The organism is Pseudomonas sp. efr-133-TYG-5 (genome assembly GCF_030209175.1).
Classification (GTDB): Bacteria; Pseudomonadota; Gammaproteobacteria; order Pseudomonadales; family Pseudomonadaceae; genus Aquipseudomonas.
Genome location: NZ_JARVSM010000001.1, coordinates 1,383,682 through 1,402,151, shown reverse-complemented (window position 1 = coordinate 1,402,151; position 18,470 = coordinate 1,383,682). Strand labels below are relative to the sequence as shown.

Here is an 18,470-nt window from a genome sequence, read left to right as displayed (position 1 = left end):
AATTTTTCGTATACGTGGGCAAAACGCCTGTCAGAACATAGAGTTGGCGCCACGTTTTAAAGCGGTTTGCACAATGTAAACCCCTTATTTTTCAGCATTTTTTATAGAGGCACGGGATTACATGGAAATCGGTCTGCGCGAGTGGCTGATCGTCATCGGCATCATTGTGATAGCCGGTATTCTTTTCGATGGCTGGCGCCGTATGCGCGGCGGCAAGGGAAAACTGAAATTCCGTCTTGACCGAAGTCTGTCCAACCTGCCGGACGAGGACACCAGCGCCGAGCTGTTGGGCCCGGCCCGCGTTCTGGACACGCATAAAGAACCGCAACTGGACGAACACGACCTGCCGTCGGTGAGCATGCCGGCCCGCGAAGCACGCGAGCCTCGCGAATCCGGCTCCAAGCGTGGCAAGCGCGGCAGCAACGGTCCGGCCCAGGGCGACCTGAACCTCGATCTGGACCTGGACGGCGGTCCGAGCTTCAGCAGCCGTGACGACGATTTCGCCGAAGACAGCAAACCGGCGCCAGCCGTGGTCGACAAGGATCAGCCGCAAGCCGAGGAAGTGCTGGTGATCAGCGTGATCTGCCGCGATCCGGCCGGCTTCAAGGGCCCGGCGCTGTTGCAGAACATTCTCGAAAGCGGCCTGCGTTTCGGCGAGATGGACATTTTCCACCGCCACGAAAGCATGGCCGGCAATGGTGAAGTGCTGTTCTCGATGGCTAACGCGGTCAAGCCGGGCATCTTCGATCTGGACGACATCGACCATTTCAGCACGCCGGCGGTGAGCTTCTTCCTCGGCCTGCCAGGTCCGCGTCATCCGAAGCAGGCCTTCGACGTGATGGTCGCGGCGGCACGCAAGCTGTCCCAGGAACTCAACGGCGAGCTCAAGGATGACCAGCGCAGCGTCCTGACTGCGCAGACCATCGAGCACTATCGTCAGCGCATCGTCGAATTCGAACGCCGCGCCCTGACCCAGAAGCGTTGATTGAAAAGGTTGCCTCGCCATAAAGGGGCAATCGGCAAAAACAGATTGAGCAGCCTCGGCTGCTCTTTTGCTTTATGAGAGAACACCCATGACCGCCGCCAAAACCCGCATTCTAGAGCTGCGCGCTGAACTCGATCAGCACAACTACCGGTACCACGTACTCGACGAACCGAGCATTCCGGACGCCGAGTACGACCGCCTGTTCCATGAGCTCAAGGCGCTCGAGGCGGCCCATCCGGAGCTGATCACCAGCGACTCGCCGACCCAGCGTGTCGGCAGCGTGGCGCTGACCGCGTTCACCCAGGTGCGTCACGAAGTGCCGATGCTCAGCCTCGGCAACGCGTTCGAAGAAACCGATATGCGCGAATTCGACCGTCGGGTGACCGAAGGCCTCGACCTGCCGGCCGGTGACCTGTTCGGTGGCGGCGCGGCGGTGGAATACAGCTGCGAGCCGAAGCTCGATGGCCTGGCGGTCAGCCTGCTGTATCAGGACGGCGTGCTGGTGCGCGGCGCTACCCGTGGCGACGGCACCACCGGCGAAGACATCAGCGTCAACGTGCGCACCGTGCGCAACATTCCGCTGAAGCTGCACGGCAGCGGCTGGCCGGCGACCCTGGAAGTGCGCGGCGAAGTGTTTATGTCCAAGGCCGGTTTCGAGCGCCTCAACGCCTCGCAACTGGAAAGCGGCGGCAAGACCTTCGCCAACCCGCGCAACGCCGCCGCCGGCAGCCTGCGTCAGCTCGATTCGAAGATCACTGCCAACCGTCCGCTGGAATTCTGCTGCTATGGCATCGGCCAGGTGTCTCACGATATTTCCGACACTCACATCGGCAACCTCAAGCAATTGCAGCAGTGGGGCATGCCGATCAGTCACGAGCTGAAACTGGCCAAGGGCATCGGCGAATGCCTCGATTACTACCGAGACATCGGCGCGCGGCGCAATTCGCTGGCCTATGAAATCGACGGTGTGGTGTTCAAGGTCAACAGCATTGCCGACCAGCGTGAACTGGGCTTCCGTGCCCGCGAGCCGCGCTGGGCCATCGCGCATAAATTCCCGGCCATGGAAGAGCTGACCGAACTGCTCGATGTCGAGTTCCAGGTCGGCCGCACCGGCGCCGTCACCCCGGTGGCGCGCCTGAAGCCGGTCAAGGTGGCCGGCGTCACCGTGGCCAACGCCACGCTGCACAACATGGATGAAGTCGCCCGCCTGGGCCTGATGATCGGCGACACGGTGATCATCCGTCGCGCCGGTGACGTGATTCCGCAAGTGGTGCAGGTGGTCACCGAGCGCCGTCCGGAGCATGCACGTCCGGTAGCGATTCCACAGAACTGCCCGGTCTGCGGCTCCCATGTCGAACGCACGCAACTGGTCAAGCGCAGCAAGGGCAAGGAGACCATCAGCGAAGGCGCGGTCTACCGCTGTGTCGGTCGACTGGCGTGCGGCGCGCAGTTGAAGCAGGCGATCATCCACTTCGTGTCGCGGCGCGCCATGGACATCGAAGGTCTGGGCGACAAGAGCGTCGAGCAACTGGTCGACGAGGGTCTGGTCAGTTCGCCGGCGGACCTGTATGCATTGAAGTTCGAGGATATTGTCGACCTGGAAGGTTTCGCCGAAGTCTCCAGCAACAAATTGCTGGCGGCGATCGCGGACAGCAAGCAGCCGAGCCTGGCGCGCTTCATTTATGCCCTGGGCATCCCCGATGTCGGCGAAGAGACGGCCAAGGTGCTGGCCCGCTCGCTGGGCTCGCTGGAGCGCGTGCAGCAGGCCTTGCCGCAAGTGCTGACCTACCTGCCGGATATCGGCCTGGAAGTGGCGCACGAGATTCACAGCTTCTTTGAAGACGCGCACAACCAGCAGGTGATCGCCGAGCTGCTCGGCCATGGTCTGCAGATTCAGGATCAGGGTGAGCTGGGCGCCGAGTTCGCCGCCAGCACCACGCTCGGCGGCTTCCTCGACAAATTGCACATTCCCTCGGTCGGCCCCGGTGGTGCGCAGAAGCTGGCGGACAGGTTCGGTTCGCTGCAAGCGGTGATGGACGCCGACTGGCTGGACATGCGCCAGACGTTGCCGGAGAAACAGGCCAATTCGGTGCGCGAATTCTTTGCCCAGGCGCAGCACCGGCAGATCGCTGAGGCCGCCGAGCAGCAATTGCGCGACTTCGGCATGCACTGGCAAAGCGCGAAGAAGGTCGTCGAAGGCTTGCCGCTGTCCGGCGAGACCTGGGTACTGACCGGCAAGGTCGAACTGATGAGCCGTGACGTCGCCAAGGAACACCTGGAAAGCCTTGGCGCCAAGGTCGCCGGTTCCGTGTCGGCCAAGACTCATTGCGTGGTGGCGGGGCCGGGTGCCGGCTCGAAGCTGACCAAGGCCAATGAGCTGGGCGTGAAAGTGATGGATGAAGAGGCGTTCATCGCGTTCCTCAAGGGACACGGTATCAGCGCCTGATGATCGTTCCCACGCTCCGCGTGGGAATGCCGCCGCGTCCGCGGTGACGCGGAGCGTCACGGTATGCATTCCCACGCAGAGCGTGGGAACGATCTCTGGGCGCGAATGATCTAGTCTTGGCAAGCCCCAGGGAGAGATCGCCATGTACCGCTTTTTCGAGCAGCTGAGTTCCCGCATCGTCGCGCCGTTCATGGGCGAACCCTCACGCAACAGCAAGGTCTGGCCGTGCCGCTGCGGCCAGTCGCTGTTCTTTCGCAACAGCCAGTGCCTGGCCTGCAATGCCTTGCTCGGCTACCAGCCAGAAGAGAGCCGCCTGACCTCGCTGCAGCCGGGCCCGCAGGAGGGCACCTGGACGCTCGACGTCGATCCCGATGCCGGGTTGTTCCGCCGCTGTGCCAACCTCGACACGCCGGCCGCCTGCAACTGGCTGCTGCCGGCCAATGATCACGCCACGTTGTGCGCCGCATGCAGCCTCAATCGCACCATTCCCGACCTGTCGATCGCGGAAAACCCCGAGCGCTGGCGCAAGGTCGAAATCGCCAAGCGCCGCCTGGTCGCGCAATTGATCACCCTCGGTTTGCCGGTGATCGCAAAGACCGAGAACGAAGAAACCGGCCTGGCCTTCGATTTCATTGGCGTCGACCTGGAAGGCAATGCGCCGATGACCGGCCACGCCAACGGCCTGATCACGCTCGACATCAAGGAAGCCGACGACGCCCACCGCGAACAGGTGCGCGCGCAGATGCACGAACCCTATCGCACGCTGCTCGGGCACTTTCGCCACGAGGTCGGACATTATTATTGGGATCGGCTGATTGCCAATGGCCCATGGCTCGCGGCGTTTCGCAGCCTGTTCGGCGACGAACGCGCCAGTTATGCCGAGGCGCTGGATCGCCACTATCAACAGGGCGCGCCGCTGGACTGGCCGCAGCACTACGTCAGCGCCTACGCGACCATGCATCCGTGGGAAGACTGGGCGGAAACCTGGGCGCATTACCTGCACATGATGGATGCGGTAGACACTGCGCTGGGCTTCGGCATGAGCGCGCGCGAGCTGGATTTCGACTATCAACCGTTCCCGACCAGTACGCTTTACGATCCGGAACATCCCGGCGGCGCGGCGTTCCTGGCCTTCGTCAACGCCTGGATCGAACTCGCCGGCATGCTCAACGAGCTGTCACGCAGCATGGGCCAGCCGGATTTCTACCCGTTCGTGCTGCCACCGGCGGCGATTGCCAAACTGCATTTCATCCATCTGGTGATCCAGCAGGCGGGCGGTCGAGCGGATGAGGTGCTGACCCTGTAACAGCGGGCGGGGCGGCGAGGATTTCCGGTGCGACGCATGTCCTTGAACCGGTTCAGGTTTTTTATCTGCAACCAACGGTTGTAACTTCACCTCAGATAGGTACAATGGCGCGGCTCGCCGACTGGCGAGTGTCGTTATGGTGACCCTATCGGTCCCCCCGCAACGATTACCCGTGAACCTGGTCAGAGCCGGAAGGCAGCAGCCACAGCGGGAACATTGTGTGCCGGGGTGTGGCTGGTAGGGTTACCACCTTAACGAACATTGAACGCTTCAAAGCAAACTGCATGGGTTTCGCCCACTGCGGTTTTTTTGTGCCTGCGATTTGCCTGAGCCTATTCAATCCGCGTTAACGGGCGCTTTCGGAAGCGCCGGTGTACAACCGGATCATCTCATCAATCTCCCCCGACATTTTCATCCGCAGCAACGTACGCAGGATCCGCTGCACTGGCACGCCGGGGTCGTTGCGCACATAACAGCCGATCTCCTGCTCCTGCAATACCGCCACACCCTGCAATTGTTGCCCCGGCAGCAGGCGTTGGTTGAACCAGTCGAGCGTCCACTGGTTGCTGACGGCATAGCGATAGCGGCCGGCCAGGAGTTTTTCCAGCACTTGTTCCTGGTTGCGCGCATCTTCGCGTTGCAGTTGATCGGCGTCGAACAGCGGTTGCAGGGTCGGGTAGGTGTAGCCGAGGACGGTGCCGATCGACTGCCGGGGCAGGCGTGCCGGGTCGACCTCCGGCTGGTCCGGGTGGCTGACCAGCAGGTCGCGCTGGGACAGCAGCGGAATGCTCCAGATGTAATCGCCGGACTGGTTCGGCAGCCATGACTGCGCGGCATAGCAGCGCACGTCGACCTCGCCGTGCTCCATGGCGCTCTGCACCCGGGCGCGGGGCAGGACGTTGAACTGTGCCGGCACCCCGACCTGGGTCGCCAGGCTGAGCATCATGTCGTAGAGAATGCCCTGGGTCGGGCGGCCGCGTTCGAACTGGATCAGCGGCATCGCCCAGCTGTCGGCCACGGCGAAGCGCAGCGGCGGCGCGGCCATCACGTTCAGGCTGATCAACAGTATTGCCCCCATGGCCCAGCGCATAGACGCTCCGGTAATTCCTGATCCCGAGCCGACAAAAGCCCCCGCTCATGCAGCTTAGCCAGAATAGACGAGCACACCGGATGCAATTTTGCCCTTGCTCCGCTAGCATTAGCCGCTTCTGCTTCCTTTGCCGCGACGGTTTTCGATGAGTTATCAGGTTCTTGCACGTAAATGGCGTCCGCGCTCGTTCCGCGAAATGGTCGGCCAGACCCATGTGCTCAAGGCTCTGATCAATGCCTTGGACAGCCAGCGGCTGCACCACGCCTACCTGTTCACCGGTACGCGCGGGGTCGGCAAGACCACGATTGCGCGGATCATCGCCAAATGCCTGAACTGTGAAACAGGTATCACTTCCAGCCCGTGCGGCGAGTGTTCGGTGTGCCGCGAGATCGACGAGGGGCGCTTTGTCGACCTGATCGAGATCGACGCCGCCAGCCGTACCAAGGTCGAAGACACCCGCGAACTGCTCGATAACGTGCAGTACGCGCCGAGCCGCGGGCGCTTCAAGGTCTACCTGATCGACGAAGTGCACATGCTCTCCAGCCATTCCTTCAATGCGCTGCTGAAAACCCTTGAAGAGCCGCCGCCCTACGTCAAGTTCATCCTGGCGACGACCGACCCGCAGAAACTTCCGGCAACGATTTTGTCGCGCTGCCTGCAGTTCTCTCTGAAGAACATGACCCCGGAGCGCGTGGTCGAGCATTTGACCCACGTCCTCGGCGCCGAAAACGTACCGTTCGAAGACGATGCGCTGTGGCTGCTCGGTCGTGCCGCCGACGGTTCGATGCGCGACGCCATGAGTCTCACCGACCAGGCCATCGCCTTCGGTGAAGGCAAGGTGCTGGCCGCCGATGTGCGGGCGATGCTCGGTACGCTGGATCACGGGCAGGTCTACGACGTGCTGCATGCGTTGATCGAAGGCGATGCCAAGGCCCTGCTCGAAGCCGTGCGGCACCTGGCCGAACAGGGCCCGGACTGGAACGGCGTGCTCTCGGAAATTCTCAATGTGCTGCACCGCGTGGCCATCGCCCAGGCGTTGCCGGAAGGTGTCGACAATGGCCACGGCGACCGTGACCGGGTATTGGCGCTGGCCCAGGCCTTGCCGGCCGAAGACGTGCAGTTCTATTACCAGATGGGCCTGATCGGTCGACGCGACTTGCCGCTGGCGCCGGATCCGCGCGGCGGTTTCGAAATGGTCCTGCTGCGCATGCTGGCCTTCCGGCCGGCCGACACCGCGGACGCCCCGAGGCAACCGCTAAAGCCAGTGGGGATCAGCCAGGCCACAGTTGATTCCGCAAACTCAGTGGCTGCCGCGCCGAAGCCTGCGCCGGTGGTCGCTGCGGCTGTTGCGCCGGCTGCCGCGCCTGTAGTGCCCTTTGTGCCGGCCGCAGAACCTGCGCCCGTTGCGCCGCCAGTGGTAGCCGAGCCGGAGCCAGAACTAGAGCCGGTTGCCGTCGAGGACGTCGTCGATCTGCCCTGGAACGACCCGGTCGAGCCCGCGCCTGCGCAGCAACCGGCCGTCGAACCGGTGCTGGAAACCGCCGCCGAGCAGCCTGAGCTGCCACCGATGCCGCTGCCGACGCCGGACAGCGTCGTCCCGGACGCCCCTGAATGGGCTGCCGCGCCCATTCCCGAACCGTCGGTGGCCGAAGTCGCCGCCGCCACGCCGGGGATCGACCTGGACGACGAGCCGCCGCTGGACGAGGACTACATCGAGCCGGATATCGATTCGGCCTACAGTTACCTCGACGACCTCGCCAGCGAGCATGCCGCCGAGCCGGCGCCGGAGCCCGAACCGGAACCCGCCGCGATGCCGGCCACCGGTCTGGCCCTGCAATGGCTGGAGCTGTTCCCGAAACTGCCGATCTCCGGCATGACCGGCAGTATCGCCGCCAACTGCACGCTGATCGCGGTCGATGGCGACCATTGGTTGCTGCACCTCGACCCGGCACACAGCGCCCTGTTCAACGCGACCCAGCAGCGTCGGCTCAACGATGCGCTCAACCAGTTCCACGGACGCACGCTGAGCCTGACCATCGAGCTGATCAAGCCCGAGCAGGAAACCCCGGCCCAAGCGGCGTCGCGCCGCCGTGCCGACCGCCAGCGCGAGGCGGAGGAATCGATCCATGGCGATCCGTTCATCCAGCAGATGGTGCAGCAGTTCGGCGCGGTCGTGCGGCACGATACTATTGAACCTGTCGACGCCCTGATCAGTCAGGGCTAATAACTGAAGGCGTGCGGCGTTGCCCGCCGGACGCTGTTTTGATCCAAGTACTTTTGAGGTGATTACCATGATGAAAGGTGGCATGGCCGGCCTGATGAAGCAGGCGCAGCAGATGCAGGAAAAGATGGCCAAGATGCAGGAAGAACTGGCCAACGCCGAAGTCACCGGCAAGGCCGGTGGCGATATGGTCACCGTGGTGATGACCGGCCGTCATGACGTGAAGAGCGTCAGCATCGATCCAAGCCTGGTCGAAGGCCTGAGCGAAGACGACAAAGAGATGTTGGAAGCCGTGGTTGCCGCCGCCGTCAACGACGCCGTGCGCAAGATCGAAGCCAACAGCCAGGAAAAAATGGGCAGCATGACCGCCGGCATGAACCTGCCTGCCGGGATGAAATTGCCATTCTGATTCGCCTTCGGGTGGCAGATGAGCTACACAAAATGCCAGGCATTACGCCTGGCATTTTTGTTTTCGGCGGCTGATCGTTGCCATGCTCCGCGTGGCAATGCAGCTCGGCACGCTCCGCGTCGCAAATCCAATGCCGAACACGGAGCGGTCGTTAAACTCTTCGCGCGTGGCGAGATCGAGGCCTTGACCGGAGAACGATCATCAAGCGGAACGCAGCATGCCCACCAAGGTCTGCTCCCTATACCACCGAATTCATCATTCACAGGAGACGCTGACATGTCCGATCCACTGACGCTCAATCAACGCTTCGTCCTGGCTTCGCGCCCGACCGGTGCGCCGACCCCGGAAAATTTCCGCCTGGAGCGCGAGGCGCTGCCGGAGCTGGAGGAAGGCCAGGTACTGCTCAAGACCTTGTATCTGTCGCTCGACCCGTACATGCGCGGGCGCATGAGTGACGCACCGTCCTACGCCGCGCCGGTACAAATCGGCGAAGTGATGACGGGCGGGGCTGTCAGCCGTGTCGAGCAGTCGCGTCATCCGAAATTCCACGCCGGTGATCTGGTGGTTGGCGCCACGGGCTGGCAGAGCCACAGCATCAGCGACGGCCGCAACATCATCCCGATTCCGTCCGGGTTGCCGAGCCCGTCGATGGCCCTGGGTGTGTTGGGCATGCCGGGCATGACCGCGTACATGGGCCTGATGGACATCGGCCAGCCGAAAGAGGGCGAGACCCTGGTGGTGGCTGCCGCTTCGGGCGCAGTGGGCTCGGTGGTCGGCCAGGTGGCCAAGATCAAGGGCCTGCGTGCCGTGGGCGTGGCCGGTGGTGCCGACAAGTGCAAGTACGTGGTCGAAGAGTTGGGTTTCGATGCCTGCGTCGATCACAAGGCGCCTGACTTTGCCGAACAACTGGCCAAGGCCTGCCCGGATGGCATCGACATCTATTACGAGAACGTCGGTGGGCATGTATTCGATGCCGTCGTGCCGCTGCTCAACCCCAAGGCGCGGATTCCGCTGTGCGGCCTGATCGCCGGTTACAACGCCTCGGAAGCACCAACTGGGCCGGATCGGCTGCCGGCATTGCAGCGCACGCTGCTGACCAAGCGTGTGCGTATCCAGGGTTTCATCGTCTTCGATGACTATGGCGACCGTCAGCCGGAATTCATCCGTGCCATGGTGCCGTGGGTCAGCGACGGCAAGGTCAAGTTCCGTGAAGACATCGTCGATGGCCTGGAGCAGGCGCCGGAGGCCTTCATCGGTCTGCTGGAGGGGCGCAACTTCGGCAAACTGGTGGTCAAGGTTGCCCAGGACTGAGGATTTGACGCTGGCCGGAGGCGCGGGTATAAACCGCGTCTCGTTGTTTTGTCGGACTTTTTCCCCATGAGCTTCAGCCCTTTGATTCGCCAACTGATCGATGCCCTGCGCACATTGCCGGGCGTGGGTCAGAAAACTGCCCAGCGCATGGCGTTGCAGTTGCTCGAACGTGATCGCAGTGGCGGTACACGCCTGGCCCAGGCCTTGAGCCAGGCCATGGAAGGGGTCGGCCACTGCCGCCAGTGCCGTACGCTGACCGAGGACGACCTCTGCCCGCAGTGCGCCGATACGCGCCGTGACGACACGCTGCTGTGCGTGGTGGAAGGGCCGATGGATGTCTATGCGGTCGAGCAGACCGGTTTCCGTGGGCGCTACTTCGTGCTCAAGGGCCATCTGTCGCCCCTGGATGGCCTCGGCCCGGAAGCCATCGGCATTCCGCAGTTGATGGCACGGATTGAAGAGGCGGGTACCTTCACTGAAGTGATTCTGGCGACCAACCCGACGGTGGAGGGGGAGGCGACCGCGCATTACATCGCCCAACTGCTCAGCAACAAAGGCCTGATCGCCTCGCGGATTGCCCACGGTGTGCCGCTGGGCGGCGAGCTGGAGCTGGTGGATGGCGGCACGCTGGCGCATTCGTTTGCCGGGCGTAAACCGATCTCTCTTTGAGTGGTGCGATCTCTGATTTGACGCCTTCGCGAGCAGGCTCGCTCCCACAGGGGATTTGTGAACGACACAAAGCCAATGTGGGAGCGAGCCTGTTCGCGAATGGCGCGCCTCGGTCTGCCTTACTCACACAATTGTGTTGAAAACCAAGCAAGCGCTCGGTTAACGTCGGCCAACCCTTCCGTGGAGTTCGCCGATGCCTGCCTTCCAGGAATACTTCGATCCCAGCCAGCAAATGGTCCGCGACAGCGTCAGGCGTTTCGTCGAGCGCGAGATCCTGCCGCACATCGACCTGTGGGAAGAAGCCGAGACCTTCCCGCGTGAGCTGTACCTGAAGGTCGGTGCGGCCGGCATTCTCGGCATCGGTTACCCCGAAGCGCTCGGCGGCAGCCACGAAGGTGATCTGTTCGCCAAGGTCGCCGCCAGCGAAGAGCTGATGCGTTGCGGCTCCGGCGGGCTGGTGGCCGGCCTCGGTTCGCTGGATATCGGCCTGCCACCCATCGTCAAATGGGCGCGTCCCGAGGTGCGCGAGCGCGTTGTACCGCAGGTGCTCAGCGGCGAGAAGATCAGTGCCCTGGCCATCACCGAACCCGGCGGTGGCTCCGATGTTGCCAACCTGCAAACCCGCGCTGTGCGTGACGGCGACCACTACTGCGTCAGCGGCAGCAAGACCTTCATCACCAGCGGCATCCGCGCCGACTACTACACCGTGGCGGTGCGTACCGGCGCGCCGGGATTCGCCGGCATCAGTCTGTTGCTGATCGAGAAGGGTACGCCGGGATTCACCGTCGGTCGGCAACTGAAGAAAATGGGCTGGTGGGCGTCGGACACGGCTGAATTGTTCTTCGACGATTGCCGGGTGCCCGTAGGCAATCTGATCGGCGCCGAAAACATGGGCTTTGCCTGCATCATGGGCAACTTCCAGAGCGAACGCCTGGCGCTGGCAGTGATGGCCAACATGACGGCACAACTGGCGCTGGAAGAAAGCCTGAAGTGGGCGCGCGAGCGTGAGGCGTTCGGCAAACCCATCGGTAAATTCCAGGTGATCAAGCATCGCCTCGCCGAAATGGCCACGGCGCTGGAGGTGTCACGCGAGTTTACTTACCGGCAGGCGGCGAAAATGGCGGCGGGGCACAGCGTGATCAAGGAAATCTCCATGGCCAAGAACTTTGCCACGGACACCTCGGACCGGATCACCACGGAGGCGGTGCAGATTCTCGGTGGCCTGGGTTACATGCGCGACAGTCTGGTGGAACGGCTGTACCGGGATAACCGGATTCTGTCGATTGGCGGCGGCACGCGGGAAGTGATGAACGAAATCATCAGCAAACAGATGGGGCTCTGAGCGATAGCCCCACGCGGAGGACTGATTGTTTCCACGCTCTGCGTGGGAACACCGCCCGGGACGCTCTGCGTCCCTTCCAAAGCCGAACGCGGAGCGTCCGTTGAGGCGTTCCCACGCAGAGCGTGGGAACGATCGGTGGCGCAGGGTTGCTTACATGTCAGTCAGGGCAAACTGGGTCAGGCAGAAGGTCGGAATGCCCATGTCCTGCAGGCGCTGCGAACCTCCCAGCTCCGGCAGGTCGATGATCGCGGCCGCTTCGTGCACCCGGGCGCCCATGCGGCGGATCAGGTTGGCCGCTGCGATCAACGTGCCGCCGGTGGCGATCAGGTCATCGAACATCACCACCGAGTCGCCTTCGCACAGGCTGTCGGCGTGCACTTCGAGAAACGCTTCGCCGTACTCGGTCGCGTAACCTTCGGCCAGCACGTCGGCCGGCAGTTTGCCTTGCTTGCGGAACAGCACCAGGGGCTTGTTCAGCTGATAGGCCAGCACCGAACCGATCAGGAAACCCCGCGCATCCATCGCGCCGATATGCGTGAAGTCAGCTTCCACATAGCGGTGGGCGAAGCTGTCCATCACCAGGCGCAAGGCCGTCGGCGACTGGAACAGCGGGGTGATGTCGCGAAAGATCACGCCCGGTTTCGGGAAGTCGATCACGGGGCGGATCAAGGATTTGATGTCGAAGGAGTCGAAGACCATCGTCGAAGTGTCCTGGCAGGGCTGCAAACGGCGCAGTATACCCGCGGCTGAAACGGTTCGCTCGGCCGCGGGTCGAGATCAGCCGTCGAGCGAGCCGCCGGCCAGGGCGCAGAGCTGGATCGGATCGAGGATGTGGATTTCCTTGCCCTCGGCGGCGATCAGTTCGTTCTGCTGGAAGCGGGTGAACACCCGCGACACGGTTTCCACCGCCAGGCCCAGGTAATTACCGATTTCGTTGCGCGACATGCTCAGGCGGAACTGGTTGGCCGAGAAGCCGCGAGCGCGGAAGCGCGCGGACAGGTTGACCAGGAAGGTAGCGATGCGCTCGTCGGCGGTTTTCTTCGACAGCAGCAGCATCATCTGCTGGTCGTCGCGGATTTCCCGGCTCATCACTCGCATCAACTGGCGGCGCAGCTGTGGCAGTTGCAGGGCCAGTTCGTCGAGGCGTTCGAAGGGGATTTCGCACACCGATGTGGTTTCCAGTGCCTGAGCGGACACCGGATGTTTCTCGGTGTCCATGCCGGACAGGCCGACCAGCTCGCTCGGCAGGTGGAAACCGGTCAGTTGTTCTTCGCCGGTGTCGCTCAGGCTGAAGGTCTTCAGGGCGCCGGAGCGTACTGCATAAACGGAATCGAACGTGTCGCCCTGGCGGAACAGGAACTCACCCTTTTTCAACGGGCGGCCGCGTTTAACGATTTCGTCCAGCGCATCCATGTCTTCCAGATTCAGAGAAAGTGGCAGGCAGAGAGGAGCCAGGCTGCAATCCTTGCAATGGGCCTGGTTGTGAGCGCGCAGTTTAACTGGCTCGGACATTTCTTAAATCCTTGTGGGAAAACACACATAAGCCGTAAGGGTAACCCACGGGAGGACATTCAGGCCAGTCTGTGGCGAGATTGCCCCGCGGGCATAAGGCCGCAGGGCAAACGTTGGGCATCGGGTTTCTGCGAGACTCGGCAGCCAGCGGATTCATCAGCAGAACGCTTCAGATCACCCGGGAAAAACGCTGACGGTTCTGCTGTTCCAGGTAGGCATCGAAGACCATGCACACCGACCGTACCAGCAGGCGGCCGGCAGGCAGCACGCGGATCCGCTCCCGACTCAGTTCGATCAGGCCGTCATTGGCCATGCCTTGCAGCTGCGCCCAGAGCGCGCCGAAATAGCCCTGGAAGTCGATGTTGAAGGCTTGCTCGATAGCGGCGAATTCCAGGTTGAAATTGCAGATCAGCTGTTGAATCACTGCCCGGCGCAGGCGGTCGTCGGCGTTGCACACCAGGCCGCGACTGGTCGCCAGTTGCGCGGCGGCCAGGGTGTTCTGGTAGTGATTGAGGTCGCTGCTGTTCTGGCAGTACAGGTCGCCGATCTGGCTGATCGCCGATACGCCGAGGCCAATCAGGTCGCAGTGGCCATGGGTGGTGTAGCCTTGGAAGTTGCGTTGCAGGGTCGATTCTTCCTGGGCAATCGCCAGTTCATCGTCGGGCAGGGCGAAGTGGTCCATGCCGATGTAGCGGTAACCGGCGGCGGTCAGTTGTTCGATGGTGCGCTGCAGCATCTCCAGTTTCTGCGCCGGTGCCGGCAGTTCATTGCCGTTGATCCGCCGCTGCGGCATGAAGCGTTCCGGCAAATGCGCATAGTTGAACACCGAGAGCCGGTCCGGCTGCAGGCTGATGACTTCCTCGACGGTGCGGGCGAAATTGTCCGGGGTCTGCTTGGGCAAGCCGTAGATCAGGTCGATGTTGATCGAGCGAAATTGCAGGGTGCGCGCAGCGTCGATCACCGCCCGGGTTTCTTCCAGGCTTTGCAGGCGGTTGACCGCGCGTTGCACCGCCGGATCGAGATCCTGCAGGCCGATGCTGACGCGATTGAAGCCCAGCTCGCGCAGCAGGCCCATGGTCGACCAGTCGGCCTCGCGCGGGTCGATTTCGATGCCGTAGTCGCCGGAATCGTCGTCGAGCAGGTTGAAGTGCTTGCGCAGCTGCGCCATCAGTTGCCGCAGTTCATCGTGGCTGAGGAAGGTCGGGGTGCCGCCGCCAAAGTGCAGCTGCTCGACTTTCTGCCCCGGGTCGAGGTGGCAGGCGATCAGCTGGATCTCCTGTTCGAGTCGTTGCAGGTAGGGCAGGGCCCGACCGCGATCCTTGGTAATGACCTTGTTGCAGGCGCAGTAGTAGCAAATGTTCGCGCAGAACGGCACGTGCACGTACAGCGACAACGGGCGCAGGGCCTTGCGGCTGTCGCGCAGGGCGTGGAACAGGTCGAAGGTGCCGACCTGACTGTGAAATTGCACGGCTGTCGGGTACGAGGTGTAGCGCGGCCCCGCCAGGTCGTAGCGGCGGATCAGATCAGTGTCCCAACGAATGGCGTCGAGCATGCGGGCATTCCCCCGGATAGGCTGGCAGTGTGGCGAGTCTATCGGGGCGCGGCGCGGGGGCTCTTGATTTGCATCAAGCGCATAGGAGCAAAAACTCGCCGCCTGCGGCAGCGCCTGCATCTTGAGTGCGTCGCTCTGCAAGTACTGCCGAAGGCTGCGGTGTGGGGATTTTCAATGACCCATCAGCCAGTGCTGATGCGGTCCCGGCAGGGTCCAGATGCCGAACACGATCACCAGCAAACCGCCGGCCATGCGCACGCTGCGTTTGCGCAACAGCGCGGTCACCCGTTCGGCGGCAAGCCCGGTGGCGAGCAGCACCGGCCAGGTCCCGAGGCCGAACGCGAGCATCAACAACGCACTGTCCAGCGCATTGCCCTGGCTCGCCGACCACAACAAGGTGCTGTAGACCAGTCCGCACGGCAGCCAGCCCCACAGCGCGCCGAGCAACAAGGCGCGGGGCAGCGTCGACACCGGCAGCAGGCGGTTGGCCACTGGCTGGATGTAGCGCCACAAACCGCGACCGAGGCTTTCGATGCGGGTCAGGCCACTCCACCAGCCCGCCAGATACAGGCCCATGGCGATCAGCAACAGGCCCGCCAGCACGCGCATGAACAGCGCGGCCGGGCTGTTGGCCACCGCCCATCCGGCCAGGCCAATCAGCAGCCCGGCCGTGGCGTAGCTGAGGATGCGCCCGAAGTTGTACGCCAGCAGCAGGCGAAAGCGCCGGCTGCGCTGCTCCTTGGGGATCGCCAGAGTCAGCGCGCCCATCAGGCCGCCGCACATGCCCAGGCAATGGCCGCCGCCCAGCAGGCCGAGGATCAGCGCCGAAACCAGCAGGGGCGCCAACTCAAGCATGGGGTGGCGCCTTGTCGTCCGGTTGCGCCGCTTTGGCTTCGTCCACCGCCGCGGTGTGGTTCGGGTCCTGGTCATCGAACAGGATGCTGTGGGCCGGGCCGTCGAGGTCGTCGTACTGGCCGCTGTCCACCGCCCAGAAAAAGATGTACACGGCGATGGCCACGATCAGCAGGGCGGCCGGGATCATCACGTAGAGAGCTGGCATCGGTACTCCAGGCCCGCGCGGCTCAGGCCGGCAACGGGCGGGTTTCTGACCGGCTGCCGACCGCCGGCGCACCCGGCGGGCGGGTCAGGCGCAGGGCATTGAGCACCACGGTCAACGAACTGATCGACATACCGACCGCGGCCCATACCGGAGTGATCCAGCCGAGGGCGGCGAACGGCAACATGAAGCCATTGTACAGCGCCGCCCACAGCAGGTTCTCGATGATGACCCGGCGGGTGCGGCGCGCGAGGGTGAAGGCCTGTACCAGGGCGTCGAGGCGGTTGGACAGCAGCACCGCATCGGCACTGGTCTTGGCCAGGTCGGTGGCCGAGCCCATCGCCACGCTGATGTCGGCGGCGGCGAGCACGGGCACATCGTTGACCCCGTCACCGAGCATCAACACCTTGCGTCCGTCCTTGTGCAGTTGTTGCAGCACTTGCAGCTTGTCGTCCGGACGCAGGCCGCCACGGGCCTCGTCGATGCCCAGTTCGGCGGCGACACTGGCGACCATCGGCGAACTGTCGCCCGACAACAGCAGCGTACGCCAGCCCCGCGCCTGGCACGCAGCGAGCAGGGCCGGGGCGTCGTCACGCAGGCGGTCGTCGAGGCCGAACCAGGCCAGCGGGCCATGGCCATCGCCGAGCAGCAGCCATTGCCCTGGCTCAGCCGGCATCGGCGGCACCGCTGCCTTGCTCATAGCGCAGACGAACGCGGCCTGACCGATGCGCAGGCGTTGGTCGCCGACCCGACCTTCCAGGCCCAGCCCCGGAGTGCTGTGCACATCCTCGGCGGCCAGCGGCGCACGGCCGAAGGCGCGGGCAATCGGGTGCTCGGAACGGTTCTCCAGGGCGGCGGCGAGGCTCAGGCACTGGTCGCTGTTCAGCGCGCCGAGGGGGCGGATCGAACGCAACACCAGGCGCCCCTCGGTCAGGGTGCCGGTCTTGTCGAAAATCACCGTGTCGATCTGGTTCAGGCCTTCCAGCACATGACCGCGGGTCAGCAGCAAGCCGAGTTTGTGCAGGGTGCCGGTGGCGGCAGTGAGCGCGGTCGGGGTGGCCAGGGACAGTGCGCATGGGCAGGTCGCCACCAGCATCGCCAGGACGATCCAGAACGCGCGCGACGCGTCCAGTTGCCACCACAACAGGCCGATGGCCGCCGCGGCGATCAACGACAGCAGGAGGAACCATTGCGCGGCGCGATCGGCGATTTCCGCCAGTCGCGGCTTCTCGGCCTGGGCGCGGTCGAGCAGGCGGACAATCGCCGACAGCCGCGTGTCCTGGCCCAGCGCCTGGACTTCGACCGTCAGCGCGCCTTCGACATTCAGCGTCCCGGCGGTCACCGCATCGCCCGCCGTGCGTGGTTGCGGCAGGTATTCACCGGTGAGCAGCGATTCGTCGATGCTCGACTGGCCGTCGACGATCCTGCCGTCCGCCGGCAGCACCGAGCCGGGCTGCACCAGCACGCGGTCGCCCAGACGCAGCTCGCTGAGCAGAATGCGCTCGCTCTGGCCGGCGTCATCGAGGCGCAGGCACGACGCCGGCAACAGATTGACCAGTTGCGCGGTGGCGGCGGCGGTGCGCTCGCGGGCACGGCGTTCGAGGTAGCGTCCGGCGAGCAGGAACAGCGCAAACATGCCCACCGCGTCGAAATACAGCTCGCCCACCCCGGTGATCGATGTCCAGATCCCGGCGACGTAGGCGCTGCCGATGGCCAGCGAGACCGACACGTCCATGGTCAGGTGGCGGGTGCGCAGATCGCGCATCGCCCCTTTGAAAAAGGGCGCGCAGCTGTAGAACACAATCGGCGTGGTCAGGAACAGCGCGACCCAGCGCAGGATCGTGTGCAGTTCGGGGCTGAGGTCGATGTTGAATTCCGGCCAGGTGGCCATGGTTGCCATCATCGCCTGGAACCACAGCAGACCGGCGACGCCGAGCTGGCGCAGGGCGAGGCGGTTCTCGCTGGCCAGTTGTTCGCTGGCGCGGTCGGCCTGATACGGGTGGGCGGCGTAACCGATATGACGCAGCTCGGCGAGGATCTGGCTCAGCGGCAGCTGTGCATCGGCCCAGCGCACATGCAGGCGATGGTTGGACAGGTTGAGTCGCGCCTCGGCCACGGCGGGCAGGGTGCGCAGGTGTTTCTCGATCAGCCAGCCGCACGCGGCGCAACTGATGCCTTCCATCAGTAGCGTGGTCTCAGCCAGTTCGCCCTCGTGGCGCACGAAGGGTTGCTGCACGTCGGCGCGGTCGTACAGCTCAAGCTCATCGACCAGTTGCACCGGCAACGCTTCGGGGTTGGCCGAGGCTTCGCTGCGGTGCTGGTAATAGCTGTCCAGCCCGCCGGCGACGATGGCTTCGGCCACGGCCTGGCAGCCGGGGCAGCAGAACTCGCGGGATGCCCCGAGCACGACGGCGGTGAAGCGGCTGCCCGACGGGACGGGCAGGGCGCAGTGGTAGCAGGGGGTTGGAATGGTCATGAGGCGTTCCGATGATCGTTCCCACGTTCCGCGCGGGAATGCCTCCCCGGACGCTCCGCGTCCGCTTCGGCTGGGACGCGGAGCGTCCCTGGCT

Annotated in this window: 15 protein-coding genes and 1 other RNA gene; 9 read left to right on the top strand and 7 right to left on the bottom strand. The window is 63.9% G+C overall.

Annotation, left to right across the window (positions count from 1 at the left end):
* The first annotated feature begins 121 nt into the window (after positions 1-121).
* From zipA to ffs, 4 genes are all read left to right on the top strand, one after another.
* On the top strand, positions 122-985 hold the full coding sequence (gene zipA / locus QRN70_RS06220; protein WP_285416394.1) for a cell division protein ZipA: 864 nt from the start codon (positions 122-124) through the stop codon (positions 983-985).
* Positions 986-1,073: 88 nt separating this feature from the next.
* Positions 1,074-3,431 (top strand): NAD-dependent DNA ligase LigA, encoded by a 2,358-nt coding sequence (gene ligA, locus QRN70_RS06215; protein ID WP_285416392.1) that lies wholly within the window; start codon positions 1,074-1,076, stop codon positions 3,429-3,431.
* A 142-nt stretch (positions 3,432-3,573) separates the two neighbouring features.
* Positions 3,574-4,737: a zinc-binding metallopeptidase family protein gene (locus tag QRN70_RS06210; RefSeq protein WP_285416391.1), complete on the top strand. Its 1,164-nt coding sequence runs from the start codon at positions 3,574-3,576 to the stop codon at positions 4,735-4,737.
* Between the two features lie 146 nt (positions 4,738-4,883).
* Positions 4,884-4,980: signal recognition particle sRNA small type (ffs, locus tag QRN70_RS06205), an RNA gene on the top strand.
* Between the two features lie 103 nt (positions 4,981-5,083).
* On the opposite strand, the gene QRN70_RS06200 is transcribed toward ffs, so the two are convergent.
* The gene (locus QRN70_RS06200; RefSeq protein ID WP_285416389.1) at positions 5,084-5,827 is read right to left on the bottom strand and encodes a substrate-binding periplasmic protein; all 744 of its coding nucleotides are present in this window, start codon (positions 5,825-5,827) and stop codon (positions 5,084-5,086) included.
* Positions 5,828-5,972: 145 nt separating this feature from the next.
* On the opposite strand from QRN70_RS06200, the gene dnaX reads away from it, so the two are divergent.
* The 5 genes from dnaX to QRN70_RS06175 all read left to right on the top strand — a co-directional run bounded on the left by dnaX (position 5,973) and on the right by QRN70_RS06175 (position 11,779).
* Complete coding sequence (gene dnaX / locus QRN70_RS06195; RefSeq protein WP_285416388.1) at positions 5,973-8,051, top strand: DNA polymerase III subunit gamma/tau; 2,079 nt, start codon at positions 5,973-5,975, stop codon at positions 8,049-8,051.
* Between the two features lie 67 nt (positions 8,052-8,118).
* On the top strand, positions 8,119-8,457 hold the full coding sequence (locus QRN70_RS06190; RefSeq protein ID WP_003223337.1) for a YbaB/EbfC family nucleoid-associated protein: 339 nt from the start codon (positions 8,119-8,121) through the stop codon (positions 8,455-8,457).
* 276 nt (positions 8,458-8,733) lie between these two features.
* Positions 8,734-9,768, top strand: a complete 1,035-nt coding sequence (curA, locus tag QRN70_RS06185; protein WP_285416386.1) for an NADPH-dependent curcumin/dihydrocurcumin reductase — start codon at positions 8,734-8,736, stop codon at positions 9,766-9,768.
* Positions 9,769-9,834: 66 nt separating this feature from the next.
* Positions 9,835-10,437, top strand: a complete 603-nt coding sequence (gene recR, locus QRN70_RS06180; protein ID WP_003223341.1) for a recombination mediator RecR — start codon at positions 9,835-9,837, stop codon at positions 10,435-10,437.
* A gap of 193 nt (positions 10,438-10,630) precedes the next feature.
* Positions 10,631-11,779 (top strand): acyl-CoA dehydrogenase family protein, encoded by a 1,149-nt coding sequence (locus QRN70_RS06175; RefSeq protein ID WP_285416384.1) that lies wholly within the window; start codon positions 10,631-10,633, stop codon positions 11,777-11,779.
* A gap of 150 nt (positions 11,780-11,929) precedes the next feature.
* Here the strand turns inward: QRN70_RS06175 and QRN70_RS06170 are convergent, their stop codons facing one another.
* The 6 genes from QRN70_RS06170 to QRN70_RS06145 all read right to left on the bottom strand — a co-directional run bounded on the left by QRN70_RS06170 (position 11,930) and on the right by QRN70_RS06145 (position 18,376).
* Positions 11,930-12,478 (bottom strand): adenine phosphoribosyltransferase, encoded by a 549-nt coding sequence (locus tag QRN70_RS06170; protein ID WP_285416383.1) that lies wholly within the window; start codon positions 12,476-12,478, stop codon positions 11,930-11,932.
* A gap of 78 nt (positions 12,479-12,556) precedes the next feature.
* Complete coding sequence (gene fnr, locus QRN70_RS06165; protein WP_103303904.1) at positions 12,557-13,291, bottom strand: fumarate/nitrate reduction transcriptional regulator Fnr; 735 nt, start codon at positions 13,289-13,291, stop codon at positions 12,557-12,559.
* A 169-nt stretch (positions 13,292-13,460) separates the two neighbouring features.
* Positions 13,461-14,843 (bottom strand): oxygen-independent coproporphyrinogen III oxidase, encoded by a 1,383-nt coding sequence (gene hemN / locus QRN70_RS06160; RefSeq protein ID WP_285416380.1) that lies wholly within the window; start codon positions 14,841-14,843, stop codon positions 13,461-13,463.
* Between the two features lie 171 nt (positions 14,844-15,014).
* A complete protein-coding gene (locus QRN70_RS06155; RefSeq protein WP_285416379.1) occupies positions 15,015-15,698 on the bottom strand; it encodes a sulfite exporter TauE/SafE family protein in 684 nt (227 codons plus the stop codon).
* Positions 15,691-15,903 (bottom strand): cbb3-type cytochrome oxidase assembly protein CcoS, encoded by a 213-nt coding sequence (ccoS, locus tag QRN70_RS06150; protein ID WP_285416378.1) that lies wholly within the window; start codon positions 15,901-15,903, stop codon positions 15,691-15,693. The genes QRN70_RS06155 and ccoS overlap by 8 nt, the downstream gene beginning before the upstream one ends.
* 22 nt (positions 15,904-15,925) lie before the next feature.
* Positions 15,926-18,376 (bottom strand): heavy metal translocating P-type ATPase, encoded by a 2,451-nt coding sequence (locus tag QRN70_RS06145; protein WP_285416376.1) that lies wholly within the window; start codon positions 18,374-18,376, stop codon positions 15,926-15,928.
* Positions 18,377-18,470: the final 94 nt, after the last annotated feature.